This window comes from Streptomyces camponoticapitis, assembly GCF_014646115.1.
GTDB classification, from domain to species: domain Bacteria; phylum Actinomycetota; class Actinomycetes; order Streptomycetales; family Streptomycetaceae; genus Streptomyces; species Streptomyces camponoticapitis.
This window is the reverse complement of the sequence record NZ_BMMV01000014.1, coordinates 40,469-62,995: the sequence shown is the minus strand read 5'-3', so window position 1 is coordinate 62,995 and position 22,527 is coordinate 40,469. Positions and strand designations below refer to the sequence as shown.

21 protein-coding genes and 2 pseudogenes are annotated in these 22,527 nt (G+C 71.7%); 17 read left to right on the top strand and 6 right to left on the bottom strand.

The annotated features are described in order from the left end of the window. Window positions 1–44: 44 nt before the first annotated feature. From ribH to IEY79_RS21380, 10 genes and pseudogenes are all read left to right on the top strand, one after another. Window positions 45–530: a 6,7-dimethyl-8-ribityllumazine synthase gene (gene ribH, locus IEY79_RS21425; protein WP_189109180.1), complete on the top strand. Its 486-nt coding sequence runs from the start codon at window positions 45–47 to the stop codon at window positions 528–530. A 34-nt stretch (window positions 531–564) separates the two neighbouring features. Next, window positions 565–837 carry a phosphoribosyl-ATP diphosphatase gene (locus IEY79_RS21420; protein ID WP_023543014.1) on the top strand — a complete coding sequence of 91 codons (273 nt, stop codon included), beginning with the start codon at window positions 565–567 and terminating at the stop codon, window positions 835–837. 137 nt (window positions 838–974) lie between these two features. Next, window positions 975–1,823, top strand: coding sequence for an ATP phosphoribosyltransferase (gene hisG, locus IEY79_RS21415; protein ID WP_189109179.1), 849 nt, complete (start codon window positions 975–977; stop codon window positions 1,821–1,823). A gap of 14 nt (window positions 1,824–1,837) precedes the next feature. After that, window positions 1,838–2,308: pseudogene (locus IEY79_RS21410) on the top strand (PH domain-containing protein); the annotation flags it as partial. 287 nt (window positions 2,309–2,595) lie between these two features. After that, window positions 2,596–4,062 carry a hemolysin family protein gene (locus tag IEY79_RS21405; RefSeq protein ID WP_189109177.1) on the top strand — a complete coding sequence of 489 codons (1,467 nt, stop codon included), beginning with the start codon at window positions 2,596–2,598 and terminating at the stop codon, window positions 4,060–4,062. Further along, window positions 4,059–5,147: a hemolysin family protein gene (locus tag IEY79_RS21400; RefSeq protein WP_189109176.1), complete on the top strand. Its 1,089-nt coding sequence runs from the start codon at window positions 4,059–4,061 to the stop codon at window positions 5,145–5,147. The genes IEY79_RS21405 and IEY79_RS21400 overlap by 4 nt, the downstream gene beginning before the upstream one ends. 119 nt (window positions 5,148–5,266) lie before the next feature. Continuing rightward, the gene (locus IEY79_RS21395) at window positions 5,267–5,992 is read left to right on the top strand and encodes an ATP-binding protein (protein ID WP_189109175.1); all 726 of its coding nucleotides are present in this window, start codon (window positions 5,267–5,269) and stop codon (window positions 5,990–5,992) included. Beyond that, window positions 5,989–6,679, top strand: a pseudogene (locus IEY79_RS21390) (response regulator). Before IEY79_RS21395 ends, IEY79_RS21390 begins: the two are co-directional and overlap by 4 nt. A 147-nt stretch (window positions 6,680–6,826) precedes the next feature. After that, window positions 6,827–7,615: a hypothetical protein gene (locus IEY79_RS21385; protein ID WP_189109174.1), complete on the top strand. Its 789-nt coding sequence runs from the start codon at window positions 6,827–6,829 to the stop codon at window positions 7,613–7,615. Beyond that, window positions 7,615–8,502, top strand: coding sequence for a hypothetical protein (locus IEY79_RS21380; RefSeq protein ID WP_189109173.1), 888 nt, complete (start codon window positions 7,615–7,617; stop codon window positions 8,500–8,502). The genes IEY79_RS21385 and IEY79_RS21380 overlap by 1 nt, the downstream gene beginning before the upstream one ends. Here IEY79_RS21380 and IEY79_RS21375 read toward each other — a convergent pair. The 4 genes from IEY79_RS21375 to IEY79_RS21365 all read right to left on the bottom strand — a co-directional run bounded on the left by IEY79_RS21375 (window position 8,472) and on the right by IEY79_RS21365 (window position 12,298). Then, the gene (locus tag IEY79_RS21375; RefSeq protein WP_229701012.1) at window positions 8,472–8,975 is read right to left on the bottom strand and encodes an AfsR/SARP family transcriptional regulator; all 504 of its coding nucleotides are present in this window, start codon (window positions 8,973–8,975) and stop codon (window positions 8,472–8,474) included. The genes IEY79_RS21380 and IEY79_RS21375 overlap by 31 nt on opposite strands. Then, the gene (locus IEY79_RS37435) at window positions 8,968–9,234 is read right to left on the bottom strand and encodes an AfsR/SARP family transcriptional regulator (protein ID WP_229701011.1); all 267 of its coding nucleotides are present in this window, start codon (window positions 9,232–9,234) and stop codon (window positions 8,968–8,970) included. The genes IEY79_RS21375 and IEY79_RS37435 overlap by 8 nt, the downstream gene beginning before the upstream one ends. 167 nt (window positions 9,235–9,401) lie before the next feature. After that, window positions 9,402–11,306, bottom strand: a complete 1,905-nt coding sequence (locus tag IEY79_RS21370) for an AAA family ATPase (RefSeq protein WP_189109172.1) — start codon at window positions 11,304–11,306, stop codon at window positions 9,402–9,404. 362 nt (window positions 11,307–11,668) lie between these two features. Beyond that, on the bottom strand, window positions 11,669–12,298 hold the full coding sequence (locus IEY79_RS21365; protein ID WP_189109171.1) for a uridine kinase family protein: 630 nt from the start codon (window positions 12,296–12,298) through the stop codon (window positions 11,669–11,671). A gap of 189 nt (window positions 12,299–12,487) precedes the next feature. On the opposite strand from IEY79_RS21365, the gene IEY79_RS21360 reads away from it, so the two are divergent. Then, window positions 12,488–13,900: a C39 family peptidase gene (locus tag IEY79_RS21360; protein WP_189109170.1), complete on the top strand. Its 1,413-nt coding sequence runs from the start codon at window positions 12,488–12,490 to the stop codon at window positions 13,898–13,900. A 112-nt stretch (window positions 13,901–14,012) separates the two neighbouring features. Further along, window positions 14,013–14,669, top strand: a complete 657-nt coding sequence (locus IEY79_RS21355) for a TetR/AcrR family transcriptional regulator (protein WP_189109169.1) — start codon at window positions 14,013–14,015, stop codon at window positions 14,667–14,669. 66 nt (window positions 14,670–14,735) lie between these two features. On the opposite strand, the gene IEY79_RS21350 is transcribed toward IEY79_RS21355, so the two are convergent. Then, on the bottom strand, window positions 14,736–15,980 hold the full coding sequence (locus IEY79_RS21350; protein WP_189109168.1) for a glycoside hydrolase family 18 protein: 1,245 nt from the start codon (window positions 15,978–15,980) through the stop codon (window positions 14,736–14,738). Between the two features lie 383 nt (window positions 15,981–16,363). Between IEY79_RS21350 and IEY79_RS21345 the strand changes: the two genes are divergently transcribed. After that, window positions 16,364–17,536 (top strand): acyl-CoA dehydrogenase family protein, encoded by a 1,173-nt coding sequence (locus IEY79_RS21345; RefSeq protein ID WP_189109167.1) that lies wholly within the window; start codon window positions 16,364–16,366, stop codon window positions 17,534–17,536. 148 nt (window positions 17,537–17,684) lie between these two features. Here IEY79_RS21345 and IEY79_RS21340 read toward each other — a convergent pair whose 3' ends face one another. Next, complete coding sequence (locus IEY79_RS21340; RefSeq protein WP_189109166.1) at window positions 17,685–18,086, bottom strand: hypothetical protein; 402 nt, start codon at window positions 18,084–18,086, stop codon at window positions 17,685–17,687. Between the two features lie 203 nt (window positions 18,087–18,289). Here IEY79_RS21340 and IEY79_RS21335 point away from each other — a divergent pair, with 203 nt between their 5' ends. From IEY79_RS21335 to fxsA, 4 genes are all read left to right on the top strand, one after another. Next, entirely contained in the window at window positions 18,290–18,730 is a 441-nt protein-coding gene (locus tag IEY79_RS21335; RefSeq protein WP_189109165.1) for an Lrp/AsnC family transcriptional regulator, read from the top strand. A 117-nt stretch (window positions 18,731–18,847) separates the two neighbouring features. Then, entirely contained in the window at window positions 18,848–20,488 is a 1,641-nt protein-coding gene (locus IEY79_RS21330; RefSeq protein ID WP_189109164.1) for an amidohydrolase, read from the top strand. Window positions 20,489–21,039: 551 nt separating this feature from the next. Next, window positions 21,040–21,807, top strand: coding sequence for a polyprenol monophosphomannose synthase (locus IEY79_RS21325; protein WP_189109163.1), 768 nt, complete (start codon window positions 21,040–21,042; stop codon window positions 21,805–21,807). Window positions 21,808–21,860: 53 nt separating this feature from the next. Then, window positions 21,861–22,472: an FxsA family membrane protein gene (gene fxsA / locus IEY79_RS21320; RefSeq protein WP_189109162.1), complete on the top strand. Its 612-nt coding sequence runs from the start codon at window positions 21,861–21,863 to the stop codon at window positions 22,470–22,472. Window positions 22,473–22,527: the final 55 nt, after the last annotated feature.

The following is a 22,527-nucleotide window of genomic DNA, read 5'->3' as shown; positions in this document are numbered from 1 at the left end:
GCGACACGGCAGTACTTACTGCGCATCGGAACAACAGGAGAGACATGAGCGGCAAGGGTGCACCCGAACTGACCGTCAGCAACTGCGGCGACCTGCGGGTGGCGGTCATCGCGGCCCTGTGGCACGAGAAGGTCATGGACGGACTCGTGGACGGCGCCCTGGGCGCCCTGCGTGAACTGGGCATCGACGAGCCGACCCTGATCAGGGTCCCCGGGAGCTTCGAGCTGCCCGTCGCCGCCAAGGTCCTCGCCGACCGCGGTTACGACGCGGTCGTCGCCCTCGGCGTCGTCATCCGGGGCGGGACCCCGCACTTCGACTACGTGTGCCAGGGAGTCACCCAGGGCCTGACCCAGGTCTCGATCGACACCGGCGTACCGGTCGGCTTCGGCGTTCTGACCTGCGACACCGAGGCGCAGGCGCTGGACAGGGCGGGACTCGAGGCCTCCCGGGAGTCCAAGGGGCACGAGGCCGCCACCGCCGCGGTCGCCACGGCGGCCACCCTGCGCGCCCTCGCCGAACCCTGGCGCTGACGGCCTCGGCGGAGCGCGTAGGCTAGACGTCACCATGCCGAAGAAGACGTTCGAGGAGCTCTTCGCCGAGCTTCAGCAGAAGGCCGCCACGGGCGACCCCAGCACCTCCCGCACCGCCGAACTGGTGGACAAGGGAGTGCATGCCATCGGTAAGAAGGTCGTCGAAGAGGCCGCCGAGGTGTGGATGGCGGCCGAGTACGAGGGGCCCGAAGCCACCGCCGAGGAGATCTCGCAGCTGCTGTACCACGTCCAGGTGATGATGGTCGCGCGCGGGATCTCCCTCGACGACGTCTACGCCCATCTCTGAGCACCACCCTCATCGACGTACGACTCCCCACGACTCCACGGCGCCGGGCGCACCGTCGCGCCCGGATCCGGCCCCGCTCGCCGTTCCCCTCATGCTCCCCGTTCGCCGCAGTCACGCATACGTAAGGAAGCCGTCCCATGCTGCGTATCGCCGTCCCCAACAAGGGTTCACTCTCCGCGGCAGCGTCCGAGATGCTCCATGAGGCGGGCTACCAGCAGCGCAAGGAGTCCAAGGAACTCGTCCTGGTCGACCCCGGCAACGAGGTCGAGTTCTTCTACCTGCGCCCCCGTGACATCGCGATCTATGTGAGTTCGGGCCGGCTCGACATCGGCATCACCGGACGTGACCTGCTGCTCGACTCGGGCGCGGGCGCCGAGGAGATCCTGCCCCTGGGCTTCGCCCGCTCCACCTTCCGCTTCGCCGCCAAGCCCGGCGCGGCCGCGTCCGTCGCCGACTTCGGCGGGCTGACGATCGCCACCTCCTACGAAGGCGTCGTCGTCAAGTACCTCGCCGACAAGGGCGTGGACGCCTCCGTCGTCCACCTCGACGGGGCCGTCGAGACCGCAATCGAGCTGGGCGTCGCGCAGATCATCGCGGACGTGGTGGAGACCGGCACATCCATGCGGAACGCCGGCCTCGAAGTCATCGGCGAGCCGATCATGAAGTCCGAGGCGATCGTCATCCGCCGCAACGGCGCGGACGCCGCCGACCCGAAGGTCCAGCAGTTCCTCCGCCGCCTCCAGGGCGTCCTGGTCGCCCGCAGTTACGTGATGATGGACTACGACTGCCGCGCCGAACACCTGGAGCGCGCCGTCGCCCTCACGCCCGGCCTGGAGTCGCCCACCGTCTCCCCGCTGCACAACGAGGGCTGGGTCGCGGTCCGCGCCATGGTCCCGGCCGCCGAGGCACAGCGGATCATGGACGATCTGTACGAGCTGGGCGCCCGCGCCATCCTCACCACGGCCATCCACGCCTGCCGCCTGTGAAGGACTCACCTCTGATGCCCGTGCCGGCCACCCGCCCCACGCCCCCCGACCTGCCCGCGCTGCCCGTGACGTTCCGCCCGAACGTCACCCGGGCCGTCCTGCTGTCGGTCGGGACACTCATGCTCATCGTCATCACGGCGATGTCCCTGCTGCTGGAGAAGCTGAACTCCGCCGAGCGCGTCAGCTTCGTCTTCGTCGGACTGCTCTTCTTCGGCGTGCTGTGCCTGCTGAGCCGCCCCAAGGTCGTCGCCGACGACACGGGCGTCACCGTCGTCAATCTCACCCGGGTCCGGCGGCTGGAGTGGGCGGAGATCCTGCGCGTCAACCTCCGGGTCGGCGACCCGTGGGTCTTCCTCGACCTGAGCGACGGCACCAGCATGCCCGTACTCGGCATCCAGCCCGGTGTCGCCAGGCAGAAGGCCGTACGCGACGCGCGGACCCTGCGCGCCCTCGCGGAGTCGCACGGCACCGGCACGGACACCGCGACCGGTGCCGCCGGATCCGCCGGTACGGACACCGCGACCGACGCCGGTACGGACACGGCCACGGGCACCGGTACGAACACGGCCACGGACACCGGTCCGGCGTGAACATTGCGGTGCCGGTCCCAGTGGCTACGCTGGGGTCGGCGGCGCCAGGTGCGCCCCGCCCCGCATCCGACGGCCGTGAGTACCGGCCCGCGGGGCATCCTGCGACCCGAGGAGTGACTCCCTCCAGCAATGGACGGATCATCCGGTAGTACATGCGCCGCCGCCTTCGAAGAGGCGGCGGCATGACCATCCCCCTGCTGCTGCTCACCGCGGCATTCCTTCTCATCCTCGCCAACGGCTTCTTCGTGGCGGCCGAGTTCGGTCTCGTGACCGTGGACAGGCCGGACGCCGAACGCGCCGCCGCGGCGGGCGACCGCCGCGCCCGTGCCGTCGTCCGGGCCCTGCGGGAGCTGTCCTTCCAGCTCTCCGGGACCCAGCTCGGCATCACCATCACCTCACTTGTCGTCGGCATGCTCGCCGAACCGGCGCTCGCCCAGCTGCTCGACGGCCCCCTCACCGCCACCGGTCTTCCCGAAGGGGCCGTGTCCGGGGTCGCCGTGGTGATCGGCGTGCTCCTCGCCTCCGCCGTCCAGATGGTCATCGGGGAACTCGTACCGAAGAACTGGGCGGTCTCCCGGCCGTTGCAGGTCGCGCGCTTCGTCGCGGGGCCCCAGCATCTGTTCGCCACCGTCTTCCGGCCCGTCATCACCCTGCTCAACGCGGTGGCCAACCGGCTGGTGCGGCTGCTCGGGGTCGAGCCGACCGACGAGCTGGCCTCGGCCCGTACGCCCGGTGAGCTGGTCTCGCTGGCCAGGCACTCCGCGCTGGCCGGCGCCCTCGAACAGGACACCGCCGACCTGTTCGTACGGACCCTGTCCCTCGGACACCTCACCGCCCAGCACGTGATGACCCCGCGGGTGAAGGTCATAGCCCTCCAGTCGGATGCCACCGCGGCAGACGTACTCAATCTGACCCGGGCCACCGGCCTCTCGCGCTTCCCCGTCTACCGGGAGCGCATCGACGAGATCGTCGGCATGGCCCATCTCAAGGACGCGCTCGCCGTCCCGGCGCACGAGCGGGGACGCGCGCCGGTCGGCCGGATCTCCGTGCAGGCCCAGCTGGTGCCCGAGACGCTGCCGGTGCGGCAGCTCCTGGAGCGGCTGCGCAGCGAGCAGCCCATCGCCGTGGTCGTCGACGAGTACGGCGGTACGGCCGGGGTCGTCACCCTTGAGGACATCGTCGAGGAACTGGTCGGCGAGGTCCTGGACGAGCACGACAGCGAGGGCGACGGGCGGCCCGAACTCGTCTCCGTCGCCGCCGACGACGGGCGCCCCACCTGGGACGCCGAGGGCAGCTGCCGGGTCCTCACCCTCCGGCGGATAGGGCTCGAAGTCCCGGACGGACCGTACGAGACGGTGGCGGGGCTGGTCGCCGATCTGCTGGGCCGTATCCCCGCCCCGGGCGACCGCGCGGAGCTGCCCGGCTGGCGGCTCTCCGTGCGGCAGGTCGGGCGCTACCGGGCCGAGCGTGTCCGGCTGGTGCGCACCGGCGACGTGCCCGCCCCGGCCGCCGTAGGGGCCGCACGGCCGGCGCCCGCCAGGATCACCGTCCGGGCCACGGCGCCCGCACCGGTCACGGCACCGGCACCGGCACCACAGCAGACGTCGACGCCCGCGTCCGCCACGGCCAGGGCGGAGGCGGCCCGGTGAGCGTTCTTCAACTCTTCTTCGCCGTCCTGCTCGTCCTCGCCAACGGATTCTTCGTAGGAGCCGAGTTCGCACTCGTCTCCGTACGACGCAGCCAGATCGAACCCCTGGCCGCCGAGGGATCGGCCCGCGCCAGACGGGTGCTGCACGGTCTGGAGAATCTTCCGCAGATGATGGCCGCCGCGCAGTTCGGCATCACCATCTGCTCCCTGACGCTCGGCGCGGTAGCCGAGCCCACCGTGGCCCATCTCCTCGAACCGCTTTTCCACGCGGCCCATGTGCCCGAGGGGCTGATCCATCCGCTGGGCTTCGTCATCGCCCTCGCCCTGGTCGTCTTCCTGCACCTCGTCATCGGGGAGATGGTGCCGAAGAACCTCGCCATGGCGGCGCCGGAGAAGACCGCGATCTGGCTCAGCCCCGGCCTCGTCGGCTTCGCCCGTCTCTGCCGTCCCGTCACCGCCGCCCTCGGCGCCTGCGCGGCGCTGGTCCTGCGGGCCTTCGGCGTCGAGCCCAAGGACGAGGTGGAGGCCGCCTTCACCAGCGAACAGCTCAACCGCCTCGTGGAGGACTCCGGCCAGGCCGGCCTCCTCGAACCGGAGGAGCGGGAACGGCTGGGGGACGCCCTGGAGCTGGGCTCCCGGCCGGTCACCGACGTCCTGCTCACCCGGGCCGGGCTGGTGACCGTGACACCCGCCGTCACGCCCCGCGAGATCGAGGAGCTGACGGTGCGCACCGGCTTCTCCCGCTTCCCGGTCTGCGCCGACAACGCGGGGGTCTTCATGGGGTACGTGCACGTCAAGGACGTCCTCGACCTGGAGGAGAGGGAGCGCGCCGTACCTCAGCGCGTCTGGCGGCCGATGACGACCCTGCGGGCCGAACTGCCGCTGGACGACGCCCTCACCGTGATGCGCCGGGCCGCCACCCACCTCGCGCAGGTCGCCGACCCCACCGGCCGGGTGCTGGGCCTCGTCGCCCTGGAGGACGTACTGGAAATGCTCGTCGGCGAGGTACGTGACCCGTCCCACCGGCAGGCGACGCGGCCGGCGCACCAGCGCGCCGACCAGGCCGGGCAGGCCCTGGCGCGCTGAGCCCACCCACTACCGGAGGGGCCGAAACCGGTCCCTCCGGCAGGGAGCGACGGCCGGTTTTCGGCCCCCATCAACGCGTCAACTCCGGCCCGCTGCTGTTCAGCCGCAACCGGGCGCACATGGAGCGGCTGGCGCGGGACGCGGCCGGCGACGGCGCCTCGGTCCATCTCATCGGGCTCGGCGGCGACGAACTGTTCGGCGTGGCGCCGTTGTTCGCCTGGTCGCTGATCCGCCGGAATCCGCTGCTCGGCATCCGGATGGCCCACCGGTTCGGTGCGGTCAACCGGTGGAGCCTGGCCACGACGTTCCGCAGCGTCGCCGACCGCACCTCGTTCGCGCACTCGCTGGACCTGGCGGCCCGGCAGCTCGACGCTCCGCAGCCGCCCCGCTTCCACCCGCCGGTGAGCTGGGGCCGTGGAGACCCCCGGTCCCGAAGGACTGTCCACCCTCGCCGAACGCGCCGAACTGGCCGGGCTGCGCATGGACATGGACGTACGGGGCACGGACCGGCTGCCGAGGCGATGGGACTCACCGTCTACCGCATCGTGCAGGAGGCACTGACCAACGCGGCCCGCCACGCGGCCCCGGCACACTGCCGGGTCCTCGTCGAGACGACCGCGCGCGAGGTACGGATCGAGGTGACCGACGACGGACGCGCCGGCCGGGGCGGACCGGTGCCGCCGGGACCCACGCCCGGCGGCGGGCACGGCCTGATCGGCATGCGCGAGCGGGTCGCCGTGTACGGCGGCGCGTTCAGCGCCGGGGCGCGTACCGACGGCGGCTTCGCCGTCTCGGCCAGGATTCCCCGTGAACCGTCCCCGAGACCGGGCGGTGTGACGGTATGAGCGAGGCGGTCCGGGTACTGGTGGCCGACGACCAGGCACTGCTGCGCGGCAGCTTCCGGGTCCTGGTCGACAACGAGCCAGGCTTCACCGTGGTCGGCGAGGCGGCCACGGGCGCGCAGGCGGTCGACCTCGCCCACGAGAAACTCCCCGATGTCGTCCTCATGGATGTCCGGATGCCGGAGATGGACGGCATCGAGGCGACCCGGCGGATCTGCGGGGCGACCGGGACCGCGGGCGTACGCGTCCTCATGCTGACCATGTTCGACCTCGACTCGTACGTCTAGGCCGCGCTGCGCGCCGGGGCCAGCGGATTCCTGCTGAAGGACGTACCCCCCCGCCGACCTGCTCACCGGCATCAGGGTGGTCGCCGCCGGCGAAGGGCTCCTGGCACCGTCCGTCACCCGGCGGCTGATCACCGAGTTCGTCCGCGGCCCCGAGCCCGTCCACCGGCCGCCGCGACGGCTTGAGGGTGTCACCGACCGGGAGCGCGAGGTCCTCACCCTCGTCGCGCGGGGGCTGTCGAACGCGGAGATCTCCGCGCGGCTGCGGCTGAGCGTGGCCACCGTGAAGACCCATGTGAGCCATCTGCTGACCAAGCTCAGCAGCCGTGACCGTGCCCAACTGGTCATCGCCGCCTACGAGACGGGGCTGGTGTCGGCGGCGCCGCGCCGGCCTGTCGAAGGCTGAGCCGGTGAACTCCGGCCCCCCGAGGCCGACCTGAGGGAAGAACGTATAGAAGAACGCACAGAAGAACGATCGGAAGGCGTATAGCCGCCCTCCCTACGCTCCTGACCACGACGGAAAAGCGTGTCTTCAGGAGAAGGGCGGCCCACTGTGCCGACAGAGGTCAACCGACGACTGCTCCTCCGGGGCTCACTGGGCGGCGCGGCCGCCCTCGGGCTGGTGGCGGCAGGCGCCCCGTCCGCCACCGCGGCCCCGCCCGGCCGCGGAGACCCCGCACTCCCCGACGTGCCCGGCATGCGGGGCGACCGCAGGGCCAACGAGTTCTGGCACGTCTACGACGAGAAGACCTACTACAACGCCTGGCAGGAGGTGACGGACGCCTACGCGGCCATCAGCGCCTACGCCGGCCCGCCCTTCGAACGCACCCTGCGCGAGAAGTGGTGGGAGCTCGTCGAACCGCCCGAGTACCCGGCCAACTTCACCGCGTACGCCGAGCCGATCAGAGAGCCGCTGGAGTTGCTCTCGCGCGTCCAGCTCGACGTCGCCGACACCTACTACGGTCAGCGCCACCACGAACTGGTCAGGGCCTACGGCTGGTTCGGCGAAGGGGTGCTCTTCGACCCGCGCGGACACGCCCCGTACCTCGTGCACACCATGAACACTGTCGGGGAGGAGCCCTCGCGCGCCTACCACACCTGGTACGTGGTCCTGCGGGCCATGATGCTGCTGGGCATCGAACCGCGCCGCTGGGAGCTGTCCGCACGCGCCCTCGGCTGGGCCTGGGCCCTGCAGACGGTCGCCAAACCGGCCCAGGACAAGGTCAACCCGCCGCTGCCGCCCGCCACCGTGGCGCGGCTGGCCGCCTCCTGGCTGCCCCGGAGCATCGAGCGTCTCGACCGGGACTTCCAGTCGTTCTGGCTGCCGGAGGGGATGAGCTGATGCCGGCCCGTGGGCGAGGGCAGATACTGCGGACGGCGCTCGCCGTCTCCGCGGCCGGGGGACTGGCCGGGGCGCTGGGTGCGGCGGGTGCCCTCCCCGCCGCGGCGGCGGGCCGGGCCACCACCGCGGACCGGAAGACGGACCGGAAGACGGACCGGAAGACGGACCGGAAGACGGACCGGAAGACGGACCGGGAGGGCGAGGACCTTCCTCCGGTCCCGGGGATGCTCGGCGACCGGCGGGCGAACGAGTTCTGGTACCTGCTCGACGAGGCCACCCTCCACCATCCGACGCAGGAGTTCACGGACGCCTTCCTGGCACTGATCGCGGCCCTCGGCACCGGCTGGGACGTCACCCTGCTGCGCACCTGGCTCGACATGGTCAACTCGCCCGACTATCCACGCGACTTCACCGACTGGGCGAAACCTCTGAAGGAACCCCTGTCCGTGATGTCCCGTGTCCAGCTCGAAGTGATCGACAGCGTCTACCACCGGCACGACCACCGGCTGGCCCAGGCCTTCGGCTGGTTCGGCCAGGGCGTCCTCTACGACCCGCGCACCGGCAAACTCCATGTGATGACCGGCAGTCCGCCCGGCGGCTACCCCGTCTGGCACGTCACCCTCCGCGCGATGATGTTCCTCGGTATCTCACCGGGGCGCTGGGCCGAGATCGCCCCGCTCAACGCCTTCGGGTGCGCGGTCCAGCTCACCGCCGATCCCGACCAGCAGAACGTCAACCCGCCCGTGCCCAGGTCGACCGTGCGGAAGCTGGCCGCGCACTGGCTCCCGCGCGGCCCCGCCCGGCTCGACGTGGACTTCCAGTCCTTCCCCTACCCGGAGTGGCCGCCCGAGTCCGGTCAGACAGCCTCCAGGCCGAGGCGCCCCTGAAGCACGGCGTGGTGGGCGGTGGTCAGCGCGGGCCCCGGATCGACCCCCAGCTCCTCGACGAGGATCCGGCGGCCCTCCTGGTAGGCGGCCAGCGCCTCCGCCTGCCGCTCGCACCGGTAGAGGGCCGTCATCCACTGGGCGCGCAGCCGCTCCCGCAAGGGGTACCTGGCCACCAGGCCGGTGAGTTCGGGGACGAGCCCGTGGTGCTCACCGAGGGCCAGCTCGGCCTCGATCCGGCTCTCCAGGGCCGAGGTCCGCGCCTCGTCGAGCTGCGGGACCTCCGCATCCCGCAGCTGCTGGGTGACGCCGTCGAGAGCGGGCCCGCGCCAGAGCCCCAGGGCCGACCGCAGCAGCGGCGCCGCCACCCCCGGCCGGCCGGCGCGCAGCGCCTCGTGCCCGGCGCGGGCGAGCCGGTCGAACTCGGCCGCGTCGACGAGCCCGTCGGTGACACCGAGCCGGTAGCTGCTATCCACCCTGCGCAGTTCGGCGGCGGGCCCGAGCCGGGTGCGCAGCCAGGGAGGCGTACGTGCAGAGCTGCGCGCCGACCGTGGCCGGGGCGCGCCCTCCCCACATCACCGCCGTGAGGCGGTCGTCGGAGAGCGGCCGCCCGCCGGCCAGCAGCAGGGCGGCGAGCATCGTCCGCTGTTTCCGGCCGGGGACGGGGATCTCACGCCCCTTCGAGACCACCCGCACCGGACCGAGCACGCTGAATTCCACTGTGCCGAATTCCACTGTGTTCCCCATTACTTCCGGTCACCCCCGGTGCCCTCCCCGAACGCGGGGGAACGTCGCCGGTCGCGACGGTAGATGCGCACAGTAGATCCGCCCAGGTCCCGGGTTCCCGGGGCACACGTCCCGGTTGGGTACCGGGACCGCGCCGGGCGCCCCGCGGGGCGCTCCTACAGCCCCGGGGGGTCCTGGGGGCCCCGGTTCACCGGTCCCCGGCCCGACAGCACCTCGCCGTACGCCTGCATCAGATCCGGCAGCCGCAGCGTGGCCAGATCGTCGCGGCCCGGTGTGCCGCTGTAGCCGGAGAGCCGCAGATCGCGGTACGCGCAGCTCTTCTCGTACAGCGTGCGCAGGAAGCGGCCGTTGCCCAGCTCGTCGATCCAGCCCTGGTCGACCACATGGCCGCTGATGCTGCGCAACTCGTCCAGCGCCTCCTCGTCCCACACGTCGTCGTTCTCGGCGGCCAGCACCTCGCCGATCGCGGTGAGTTCGAGGGGGCGGTAGCTGGGGAAGTCGACGCGCGTCGTGAAGCGGGACGAGAGCCCGGGGTTGGTGGCGAGCAGCCGGTCCATGCCCTCCGGATAGCCGGCGAGTATGACCACGAGATGGTTCCGGTTGTCCTCGGCGCGCTTCAGCAGCACCTGAAGGGCCTCGTCGCCGTACGCGTCGCCCTTGCTGTACCCGGAGTTGGCGAGGCTGTACGCCTCGTCGACGAAGAGCACACCGCCGATCGCCGAGTCGATCAGCTCGTTCGCCTTCACCGCCGTCTGACCCAGGAACTCGCCCACCAGATCGGCCCGTTGGGCCTCGACCAGATGGTCCCCGCCCAGTAGTCCCAGCGCGTAGAAGACCCGGCCGAGGATGCGCGCGACGGTCGTCTTCCCGGTGCCCGAGGGGCCGGAGAAGACGAAGTGCCGTTTGGGCGGCTGCACGGGCAGCCCCTGACCGGCCCGTAACCGCGCCATGTTGAGCTGCGCGGACAACGCCTTGACCTGCCGCTTGACCGGCTCCAGACCGACCATCCGCTCCAGCTCGGCCAGCGCCTCGGCGAGCAGCACCGGATCCGTCGGACGGTCGGGGAACTGCGGGGGAGCGGGCTGCGCCGGTCCGCGCGCCTTCTCCCGGATCACGTCAACCGGGTCCACCGGGTCCGGCGGCACACCCACCCCGTACGGGGACTGCGCGTCGACGCCCGGCCGCGGGTCGGAGCCCCCCGGATACTCACCGTCGGCCTGCGCGTCCACCGAGTCCTGGCCGAAGCCGGCCAGCGCGACCGACGCGAGGCCGGCCGAGTCGTCCGCCCCGTCGTACCCGTCGGAGTCCGTGATCGCGGCGAGCCGGGCGGCGGTGTCCATGAAGGTGGGGTCGATACGGTGCACGGCCCGGTACAGCGGCAGCGCCGCGGCGCTGCGGCCGGTCCCCTCGTGTGCGCGGGCCAGCCAGTAGCGCAGCTCCTTGCGCTGCGGCTGCTCGCTGCGGCAGCGCATCAGCGAGGTCGAGAGGAGCGGTTCGGCCTGTCCGTACATCTCCAGCCGGACGCGTGCCATCCCGCCGAAGAGCCCCGCCTCGATGCCCAGCAGGGGGTCGTTGACGAGGGATTCGGTGTGGCGCACCAACTGGTCCCAGTCCTTGACCAGATAGGCCCGGCAGGCGTGCAGGAAGCGCACATGCGCATCGGCGTCCACGGGCGGCAGTCCGGCGAGCGCCCGGTCCAGCTCGGGCACATGCCGGCCGTCGAGCCAGTGCGAGGCGTGCGCGAGCAGCAGATCGCGCCGGCTCTCCAGCACGGGCTGCACCCACCAGCCGAGCCAGTACCAGGAGTTGAGCGTGCGGCGGTGGCGGGAGCGCTGCTCCCCGAAGCGGTCACGGTGGCGGTACATGTGCAGCAGCGCGGTCGTGGTGTCGACCCGCAGCGCGTGCAGCCCGAGCCAGCCGTCCGCCATACCGGGATCGTGCCGTACGGCCTCCCGGAACTCCTCCTCCGCCTGTGGATACGCCCCCATCGTGTAGGCATCCACACCACGCACCCACGCGAGATCGGCCGGGGCCCCCGCGCCCTGCGTGCCGATGTCCATCAGGCCCCCCACCAACCATGACCCCGTGATGTCCCGCCGGGCGGGCGCCCGTCGGCAGAGCGTGCTGAACCACCTTGTCGTGGACGGGAATTGACCCCACCGGGATGCATCGTACCTGCGCAGAGGGTGCGCGACTAAGGGCGCAGCCGGCCCGCCCGCGCCGGTGACCCAGGGTGATCGCTGGGTGGGAGGCGGCGTCGGGGAGGTGGCGAAGAGGGCAGAACGAAGCCCCCGATCACGGGGGAACAACCGGGGGCTTCGCGTCTGGGCAGCTCCGAAAAGCCGCACATTGAGAACGTAAGACCTGTCCCACCCCTTGGTCAAGCCGAGTTGAGGCCCCTTCGGGGCTGATTTCCGACTGCTCAGTACGGAGGAAAGGGTTGCTCACCGTGGGTGACAGGGCGGTCCTGCGGTGCGGTCGCAGGAGTTCCGGGCAGCCACTTGTACCCCTCCTGCCACTCACGTACCAGCGCATCGGCGTACGGACGCGACGGATCAGCCGCGAAATGGCGGGTCTCGGCACGCGTCCAGGCGTCCCAGAAGGCCGAGAGGTCCGGTCCGTCGCGCTCACGGCCCCGTTGCCAGGACTCCTCGGCGCCCCGGTCCATCCACAACAGCCTCGCCAGCCACGGCCGTACCGCCGCCCGGCCCGCGCCCACCCCCTCGATCAGCACGACCGGCGCGGGGAGCAGTGGGCGGGGCGTACGGAAGCGCCGCAGGGTCCAGTCGTACGGCGCGTACCGCGCGGAAGCCCCGCGCGAGAGCGGTCCGAGCACATCCTCGGCGAGCCGTTCGGTCCAGTCGAAGAACGCTTCGTGCGTGGCCAGGTCGTCCAGTCGCAGCACGGGCGCCCCGCCGAGCGCGGCGGCGAGCCGCGTGGCGAAGGTGCTCTTGCCGGAACCGGCGTGGCCGTCGACCGCGACCAGCCGTACCGGCCCGCAGGAGGGCGGCAGCGCGCGCAGGGTCATGGCGGCTTCGGTGAGGTCGTCCACCCGGCCACCCTATGCGCGGGCGCCCGGGGACCGGCGCCGCTCGGCAGGCGGGCGCCCCCGAGGCGGGTCACGTCACTGGTGGAGACCAATATTGGTCGGGCGACGCGAGGCGAATCGCTGGCAGAAGCCGTCCGGGACCCGAGATAGTTGACGGATTGTCGTGCACCAGACCAGTGACCCGGGGGTCCGATGAACAACCCAGCTCCTTCCCCGAGCAGCTCGGCGTCGCGCCGCACGGTGCTCGCCACCGCCCTCGCCGCGGCCGGCGCGGGCGCGCTCTCCGCGGCCGCGCCCGCCGTGGCGGCCGCTTCCGCCGCCCCTTCCGCACCGTCCGCCCGCCCCGGCCCGTCGGCCGCCCACCGTCGCGCAGGCACTCCCGTGGACAACCGCTTCTGGAGTTCGTCCACCGACTGGCGCGGCGGCACCGGCAACGGCACGAAGGTTCTGACCGGCAGCCGGTCGGGCCTCGTCGTCGCCACCCCCGCGGGCAGCAGGGACTACGCCGACCCGCACACCGGCACGACCAGCACCTGGGAGTACGCGACCTGGACCTCGCCCGTCCACCGCTCCACGGTCCCGGCCACCGAGGCGATCGCCTCCTGGAACGCGGAGACCCCCGCGGGCACCTGGATCCAGACCGAGCTGCGCGGCACCTACTCGGACGGCGTGGCGACCCCCTGGTACGTGATGGGCCGCTGGGCGTCGGGGGACGGCGACATCCGCCGTACGTCCGTCGACGACCAGACGGACGACCGCAGCACCGTCTGGACCGACACCTTCGCCATCGACGACCCGGCGAGCGGCCTGCGGCTGGCGTCGTACCAGCTCCGTCTCACGCTCTACCGCAAGCCGGGCACCACCCTCACCCCCACGGTCCGCCGGGTCGGCGCGATGGCCTCGGACATCCCCGACCGCTTCACCGTCCCGGCCGCCGCGCACGGGGTGACGCGCGAGCTGACCGTGCCGCGCTACTCGCAGAACACGCACATCGGCCAGTACCCGGAGTACGACAACGGCGGGGAGGCCTGGTGCAGCCCCACCTCCTCGCAGATGATCATCGAGTACTGGGGCCGTAAGCCCACCGCGGCCGACCTGGCCTGGGTGAACCCGGACTTCGCCGACCCGCAGGTCTGCCACGCGGCCCGGTTCACCTTCGACTACCAGTACGACGGCTGCGGCAACTGGCCGTTCAACGCGGCCTACGCGACCAGCTACAAGGACATGAACGCCGTCGTCACCCGGCTCGGCTCGCTCACCGACGTCGAGCGGCTGATCCGCGCGGGCATCCCCGTCATCACCTCGCAGTCCTTCCTGGAGAAGGAGCTGACCGGCGCGGGCTACGGCACCTCCGGCCATCTGATGACCGTGATCGGCTTCACGGCCGCCGGCGACGTGATCGCCAACGACCCGGCCTCACCGAGCAACACCGCCGTACGCCGGGTCTACAAGCGGCGCGAGTGGGAGAACATCTGGCTCCGTACGAAGCGGTACAACGCCGCGGGCACCGTGACCTCGGGCACGGGCGGCGTCTGCTACCTCTACTGGCCCACGGAGCCCACCGCCGCCCAGCGCAAGGCCCTGGAGGCCGTCGGCGTGCGCTAGGAGACACGCCCCGGCGGTCCGGCAGGGCGTCGTCGACGCCGGTCCCGGCCCTTGTCAGCGGGTCTGCAATACTGCGGATCTCCTGTGACGGCCGAGACTGGGAAGCGCGGACTTGAACAACAGGCAGCAGCGTGGCGAGAGCGAGCGGGCGCAGACGCGCCGCTCCGAACTCATCGCCACCGGCCGTAAGTTGTTCGCCGACACGTCGTACGACGCCCTGTCCATGGACGACATCGCCGAGCACGCGGGTGTCGCGAAAGGGCTGATCTACTACTACTTCAAGAACAAGCGCGGCTACTACCTCGCCATCATCGAGGACTCGGTGATGGATCTCGTCTCGCTCGCGTCGGGCGGCGGCGATCTGCCCAACACACAGCGCGTGCAGCGCACCGTCGAGGCCTATCTCCGGTTCGCCGAGTTCAACGAGGCCGCCTACCGCACGATCATCACCGGCGGCGTCGGCTTCGACACCCAGGTGCAGGCGATCCGCGACGCCGTGCGTACGGGACTGGTCTCCACCGTCGCCGAGGCCGCGTACGGCCGCCGGGACATCCCGCCGATCGCCAGACTCGCCCTGCTGGGCTGGCTCAGCAGCGTGGAGTGGCTGACCCTCGAATGGCTGGAGCACCGCGAGGAGCTGACCCGGGAGATCCCGCGCGATCTGCTGGTGCGGATGCTGCGTCACACGCTCAACACGATCGAGGAGTTCGCGCCGGACTGCCCGGCGCCGCCGGCGGACCCGGACTTCCGCCCGTACACCGGTCTCTGAGGCGCTGAGCGGTACGACGCGGGCGCCGGACGGGCCCGACCGGCCCGTCCGGCGCCCGCGGCCGTGCTAGTCGATCGCCTTGATCAGCTCGCCGTCGGCCGTGTCGCCGCTGAGTTCCCAGAAGAAGGTGCCTCCCAGGCCCTGCTCGTTCTTGTAGTCCATCTTGGTGCCGATGGTGGCGGGTGTGTCGTAGCTCCACCAGTCGGTGCCGCAGTGCGCGTACGCCGTACCGGCCACCGTGCCGTTGGCCGGGCAGGTGTTCTTCAGGACCTTGTAGTCCTCGATGCCCGCCTCGTACGTGCCTGCCGCCGCGCCTGTCGCGCTGCCGCCCGGCTCGGACTGGGTGACCCCGGTCCAGCCGCGCCCGTAGAAGCCGATGCCCAGCAGCAGCTTCTCCGCCGGTACGCCCTTGGCCTTCAGCTTGGTGATCGCCGCGTCGGAGTTGAAGCCCTCCTGCGGGATGCCCTCGTACGACGTGAGCGGCGAGTGCGGAGCCGTGGGGCCCTGCGCCGCGAACGCGCCGAAGAAGTCGTACGTCATCGGCAGGTACCAGTCGAGGTACTGGGCGGCCGCGCCGTAGTCGGTGGCGTCGATCTTGCCGCCCTCGGACGCGTCGGCGGTGATGGCCGCCGTGACGAGGCTGTCCCCGCCGAACTCCGTACGGAGCGCGGAGACCATGTTGGTGAAGGCGTCGGGCCCGCTGGTGTCACAGGTCAGACCGCAGGCGTTCGGGTACTCCCAGTCGATGTCGATGCCGTCGAAGACATCGGCCCAGCGCGGGTCCTCGACCAGGTCGTGGCAGGACTCGGCGAACGCGGCCGGGTTCTGGGCCGCCTCTCCGAACCCGCCCGACCAGGACCAGCCGCCGAACGACCAGATCACCTTGAGGTCAGGGTGGAGCGCCTTGAGCTTGCGCAGCTGGTTGAAGTTGCCGCGCAGCGGCTGGTCCCAGGTGTCGGCGACACCGTCGACGCTCTGGTCGGCGGTGTAGGCCTTCTCGTAGTCGGCGAAGGAGTCACCGATGGTGCACTTGCCGCCCTGGACGTTGCCGAACGCGTAGTTGATGTGCGTCAGCTTGTCGGCGGAGCCGGAGGTCTGGATGTTCTTGACGTGGTAATTCCGGTCGTAGACACCCCAGTTGGCGAAGTATCCGATGACCTTCTCACCGGCGGCTGTGGGGGCCGCCGGGGCCTTCTCCTGGTCCGCCGCCGCGGTACCGGCGCCGGCGAGCAGGGACACGCCGAGAACGGCCGTACAGGCGGCCGCGACGAGCGCCCGGAAACGGGCGCGGGGACGGTGCGGTCTGAGCATGAGGTCTCCTCGTGGGGAGGGAGATCGAGGTCCGGGCCGTCGACGTGGCACGGACGTGAAGTGTGTTCACCCGGACGGTAGAAGGACTAGACCAGTGGGTCAATGGTGCGGACCAACTTCCCGGTGAGTGCGACCGAGATCCGAGGGCGGCCAAACGGAACCGAAGCGGAACCCGCACAGGGGCTGACCTCCCGTGACTGCACCCCGCCGATCGGGCATACTCAACGCGCCACAGCCGCTGGTCAGCCCCTCCCGTAACCCGGGAAGGCAGCATCGGTTGGGCAGTATTCCGGCCCGGGGGACACCCCGGGCCTCGACCGGTGACCGCCGCCACACCCAGTGCGCGGCCGCCGTACCGTCCCGACAGGGAGGAGAGCGCCGCCATGCCCGACCGCGCCCCGCGAACGGTGGAACGTCAGTTGCCCACCGAGGAGTCCAAGGACCTGCTCGCACTCGTACGCGACATCGTCGAGCGGGAGATCGTCCCCACGGCGGCCGACGAGGAGGAGGCGGGCCACTTCCCCCGGGAGACCTTCACCCTCCTCTCCGGATCGGGACTGCTCGGCCTCCCCTACGACTCCGAGCACGGCGGCGGCGACCAGCCGTACGAGGTCTACCTCCAGGTCCTGGAAGAGCTCGCCGCGGCCCGTCTCACCATCGGGCTCGGCGTCAGCGTCCACTCCCTGGCCTGCCACGCGCTCGCCGCGTACGGCACCCCCGACCAGCAGGCCAAGCACCTCCCCGCCATGCTCGGCGGCGGCCTGCTCGGCGCGTACTGCCTCTCCGAGCCCTCCTCGGGCTCCGACGCCGCCTCACTGCGCACGAAGGCCGTCAGGGACGGCGAGGACTGGGTGATCACCGGCACCAAGGCCTGGATCACCCACGGCGGCATCGCCGACTTCTACACCGTGCTCGCGCGCACCGGAGGCGAGGGCGCCGGCGGCATCTCCGCCTTCCTGGTGCCGGGCGACGCCGACGGACTGGCCGCCGCCGTACCCGAGAAGAAGATGGGCATGAAGGGCTCGCCCACCGCCCAACTCCACTTCGACGGCGTCCGGATCGGCGACGACCGACGGATCGGCGACGAGGGGCAGGGGTTCGCGATCGCCCTCGCCGCGCTCGACTCGGGCCGGCTCGGAATCGCCGCGTGCGCCGTGGGCGTCGCCCAGGCAGCCCTGGACGAGGCGGTCGAATACGCCACCGGGAGACGGCAGTTCGGCCGCCCCATCGCCGACTTCCAGGGCCTGCGCTTCATGCTCGCCGACATGGCCACCCGGATCGAGGCGGGGCGGTCCCTGTATCTCGCGGCGGCGCGGCTGCGGGACGCGGGTCTGCCGTTCTCCCGCCAGGCGGCGATGGCGAAGCTGTTCTGCACGGACGCGGCGATGCAGGTGACCACGGACGCCGTTCAGGTGCTCGGCGGCTACGGATACACCGCCGATTTCCCCGCCGAGCGCTATATGCGCGAGGCGAAGGTGCTCCAGATCGTCGAGGGCACCAACCAGATCCAGCGCATGGTGATCGCCCGTCATCTCGCGGGGCCCGAGACCCGCTGAACCCCGTCGTCCGTCCGTACTGGTCCGTCCGTCGGGAGTCGCCAACCGGCGGACGGGACAGCGGGACCGACGAGCGGTCCGCTCGATGTGAGGGAGCGTCGGACGGCGACGAGGCGTCAGCGGCGACGACGTCAGCGGCGACGAGGCGTCAGGCGGCGGCCTGGCCACGCAGATGCGGCACCTTGAACGGGCGTGAACCCGGGCCACCCGCGTGGGAGAACGGCTGCGTGCGCCAGTCCAGTCCTTGAGGGAGCGTCAGCAGCAGTGCGGTGTCCTGCTCCTGGGCGTCGAGCGTCTCGTCGGCCGGCCGGGCGTCCGTGGCCGAACGGCCCGTACCCGCGCAGACGGTGAGCACGAAAGGGTTCCACGGGCTGGGGCACAGCGCGTGTTCGGGAAGGCTGTCCTCGTCGGCCAGCAGGGCGATCGGCTGGGAGCAGTCCGGGCACACGACCCGGAACATCTCGAAGGTGTCGTAGAAGTCGAACTCATCGGCCTCGACGAGATCAACGGGCTCCGGTTCGATACGTCCGGTGCGCTTCAGGCTCTGCATGGAGACACTCCCCCTCGGGTGGGCCGACAGCCACGTGCGGCCTCGACCACAGCAAGCAATTCCCGTCGCGCGCCTCAGGTAACCGTGAGGTCTCGACGGACCCCGTGACATACCTGTGGTGTTCGTCACATGCCCGGCGCAGGTGACGATCCGGTACACCGCCGACTGTGCCGGAAGTGACCATGGGCAATAGGTTGATCCGCATGGAGGAGCTGGATCGTCAGATCGTGGAGTTGCTCGTCAAGGACGGGCGGATGAGCTACACCGACCTGGGCAAGGCCACCGGTCTGTCCACCTCGGCGGTGCATCAGCGCGTCCGCAGGCTGGAGCAGCGCGGAGTGGTACGCGGCTACGCCGCCGTGGTGGACCCGGAAGCCGTGGGCCTGCCCATGACCGCGTTCATCTCGGTCAAACCCTTCGACCCCAGCGCGCCGGACGACATCGCGGAACGGCTCGCCCCGATCCCCGAGATCGAGGCGTGCCACAGCGTGGCCGGCGAGGAGAACTACATCCTCAAGGTGCGGGTGGCGACGCCGCTGGCGCTGGAGAACCTGCTGACCCGTATCCGCACACTGGCGGGGGTCTCGACCCGTACGACGGTCGTCCTGTCCACCCCGTACGAAGCACGGCCGCCGCACTTCTGAGGGGCCCGGTCCGCCTCCGGGGCGCCCTGGGCCGCTGTCACCCCTCGGCTCACCCGCCGGGTGCCCCACTTCACCCCTGCCTGCCGTCCTGGTCCCGCGAAGCGGGAGACTGGCCCCATGAACGATCGCGCCGCCCCCCAGAGCGAACCCCGCACCGTGCTGCTGCGCGGTGGAGAAGTCCACAGCCCCGCCGACCCCTTCGCCACCGCGATGGTCGTCGAACGCGGTCATGTCGCCTGGGTGGGCTCCGAAGGCGCCGCCGACTCCTTCGCCTCCGGTGTCGACGAGACCGTCGACCTCGAAGGCGCCCTCGTCACCCCCGCGTTCACCGACGCGCACGTCCACACCACCGCGACCGGCCTCGCCCTCACCGGACTCGACCTGACCGGCGCCGGAACGCTCGGTGACGCCCTCACGCTCGTACGGGCCCACCGCACGGCGCACCCCGGCGACCGGGTGCTCCTCGGGCACGGCTGGGACGCCTCGCGGTGGCCCGAGCGCCGTGCGCCCACGCGTCGGGAGCTCGACGAGGCCGCGGACGGCAGGCCGCTCTATCTGACGCGCGTCGACGTCCATTCGGCCGTGGTGACCACCGCCCTGCTCGATCTGGTGCCCGGCGTCACCGAACTGGCCGGATTCCACCGCGACGCCCCGCTGACCGGCGACGCGCACCACGCCGTACGGGCCGCCGCACACGCCGCCGTGACCCCCGCGCAGCGCACCGGGGCCCAGCGCGCCGCGCGCGCCCGCGCGGCCTCTCTCGGCATCGGCACGCTCCACGAGTGCGCCGGCCCCGACATCTCCGGCGAGGACGACCTCACCGGGCTGCTCCGGCTGGCCGAGGACGAGGCGGGCCCACGCGTTTACGGCTACTGGGCCGAAGCGATCGCCGACGACAAGGGCGCGGCGCGGATCCGTGAACTCGGTGCCGTCGGCGCGGCGGGCGATCTCTTCGTGGACGGCTCCCTCGGTTCGCACACCGCCTGGCTGCACGAGCCGTACGCGGACGCGCCCCACACCGGCACCGCGCACCTCGACGCGGCCGACATCGCCGCACATGTCACCGCCTGCACCGAAGCCGGTCTCCAGGCCGGCTTCCACGCCATCGGAGACGCCGCGATCGGGGCGGTCGTCGCCGGGACGCGCGCCGCCGCCGAGACGCTCGGCCTCTCCCGGATCCGGGCCGCCCGCCACCGGGTCGAGCACGCCGAGATGCTCACCCCCGAGACCGTCGCCGCCTTCGCCGAACTCGGCCTCACCGCCTCCGTCCAGCCCGCGTTCGACGCGGCGTGGGGCGGTACGGAGGGCATGTACGCCGATCGGCTCGGCGTGACCCGCGCCGGAACCCTCAACCCGTACGCCGCCCTCCTGCGCGCCGGCGTCCCGCTCGCCCTCGGCTCCGACAGCCCGGTGACCGCGCTCGACCCGTGGGGCACCATCAGGGCCGCCGCCTTCCACCGCACACCCGCCCACCGCGTCTCCGTACGCGCCGCCTTCACCGCCCACACGCGCGGCGGGGGGCGCGCCGCCGGACGGGACGACACCGGCGTACTCGTGCCCGGCGCACCCGCCGACTACGCGGTCTGGCGCACCGCGGAACTGATCGTCCAGACCCCCGACGACCGGGTCTCCCGCTGGTCCACCGACCCGCGCTCGGGGACGCCCGGTCTGCCCGATCTCACACCGGGCGCGGCCCTGCCCGTCTGTCTGCGGACCGTGGTCGGCGGGCGAACGGTGTTCTTGCGACCGAACGAGTGATGTACCCGTGTTTCCGTACCGCCGACAGATGCCCGCCGGCCACTGTCGCGACCAGCGGATCTTCCCCGCTGACCTGCTGAAACGGGTAAATGCCGCAGGTCAAAGGAGTATTGACAGCAGGCACTGACCGGCCGGTAGGTTCGGCCGGGTCCACCAAAGGACGTCCGACCGGCAACTTCCACGCAGTCGTCGAACGCAGCTGGGCCATGGGGTGTGTGCCGCACCGGCGCACGCCACTGGGAGCCAGGTTCAGCGCCCGCGCCTCGGGGGCGAGGGAAGGATTCCGCCGGTCGGCGGGTGCGACCCGGGTAGGGCCCCGGCGTTCAGTAGACAACGGCTCTCGGTCGACTCGCAGCCGGCGGGTCCCAGGTCGGCCCGAAGGACGCCGGGACCCGATCCGCAGGACCCGGATCGCCCGCCCGGCGCTCGCGCGGGCGGATTCCGGCCGCCCGCGCGCCCCCTCCCGTGGGGAACCCCGCCACCGTGTGGACAGCGACCCCCCGCGTGCTCGCTAAGGTGGTACTTCTGCGTACGGCGATTAAGGGGCAGTTGTGAACGACGGTGGTCAGAGGCAGTACGGCCCGCTCGGCGCAGCCTTGGTGATCATCCCGACCTTCAACGAGGCGGAGAACATCAAACGGACCGTCACCCGCCTGCGCGCGGCGGTCCCGGAGGCCGACATCCTCGTCGCCGACGACAACAGCCCCGACGGCACCGGGAAGATCGCGGACGAACTCGCCGCCGACGACAGCCAGGTCCATGTCCTGCACCGCAAGGGCAAGGAAGGACTTGGCGCGGCCTATCTGGCCGGATTCCACTGGGGCATGGAGCACGGCTACGGCGTCCTGGTCGAGATGGACGCCGACGGCTCCCACCAGCCCGAGGAACTGCCCAGGCTGCTGACCGCCCTCAAGGGCGCCGACCTCGTGCTCGGCTCGCGCTGGGTGCCCGGCGGCCGGGTGGTGAACTGGCCGAGGACGCGCGAGATGATCTCCCGCGGCGGCAGCACGTACTCACGGGCGCTGCTCGGCCTCCCGCTGCGCGACATCACCGGCGGCTTCCGCGCCTTCCGTACGGAGACGCTCGACAGGCTCGGCCTGGACGAGGTCGCCTCGCAGGGGTACTGCTTCCAGGTCGACCTCGCGCGCCGTGCCGTCGAGGCCGGCTGCCATGTCGTGGAGGTGCCGATCACCTTCGTCGACCGGGAGCTGGGCGACTCCAAGATGAGCCGGGACATCCTCGTGGAAGCACTCTGGCGGGTGACCGCGTGGGGTGTCGGGACACGGGCCAACCGCGTGCTCGGCCGCAAGCCTCTCTGATCCGGTCCGCCCCTCGTACGACAAGGCGTGCCGCCGCCAGGCACACTGGAACCATGACGACCGGCGCACCGCCTCCCGCGGCTCCGCAGCGCTCCCGCGCGCGCAAATTTGTCCCCCTGGGCATCGCCGTCTGGCTGGTGCTCGAAATCTGGCTGCTGATCGTGGTGGCCGGCGCGACCAACGGGTTCACCGTGCTGGCGCTGCTGATCGGCGCGGGCCTTCTGGGCTCGGTCGTCGTGAAGCGGGCGGGCCGCCGGGCCTTCCGCAATCTCACCGAGACCCTTCAGCAGGCGCAGCGCCGGCAGCAGGACCCCGACGCCCCCGAGAGCACCGACGAGAGCGCGAAACCCACCTCGGGCAACGGCTTCCTGATGCTGGGCGGTCTGCTGATCATGCTGCCGGGGCTGGTCTCCGACGCCGTCGGCCTCGTCCTGCTGATCCCGCCGGTGCGCACGATGCTGAGCCGGCGGGTCGAACGGTCGCTGGAGCGCCGGATGCGCGCGGCCGGTCCCGGTGGCTTCGGCGACGCCTTCCAGCAGGCTCAGCAGGCCAGGATGGGCCGCCCGGACGGCAAGGTCGTCCAGGGCGAGGTCATCAAGCACGACGAGCCCCGGCCGCCGCGCGATCCCGGCCAGGACGGCCCCCGCCCGCCCCTGACGCCTTGAGGCCCTGAAGCCCCCGGGGGTCCGGCGGGCGGCGGACAAAGAAGAGCCGTGGGGG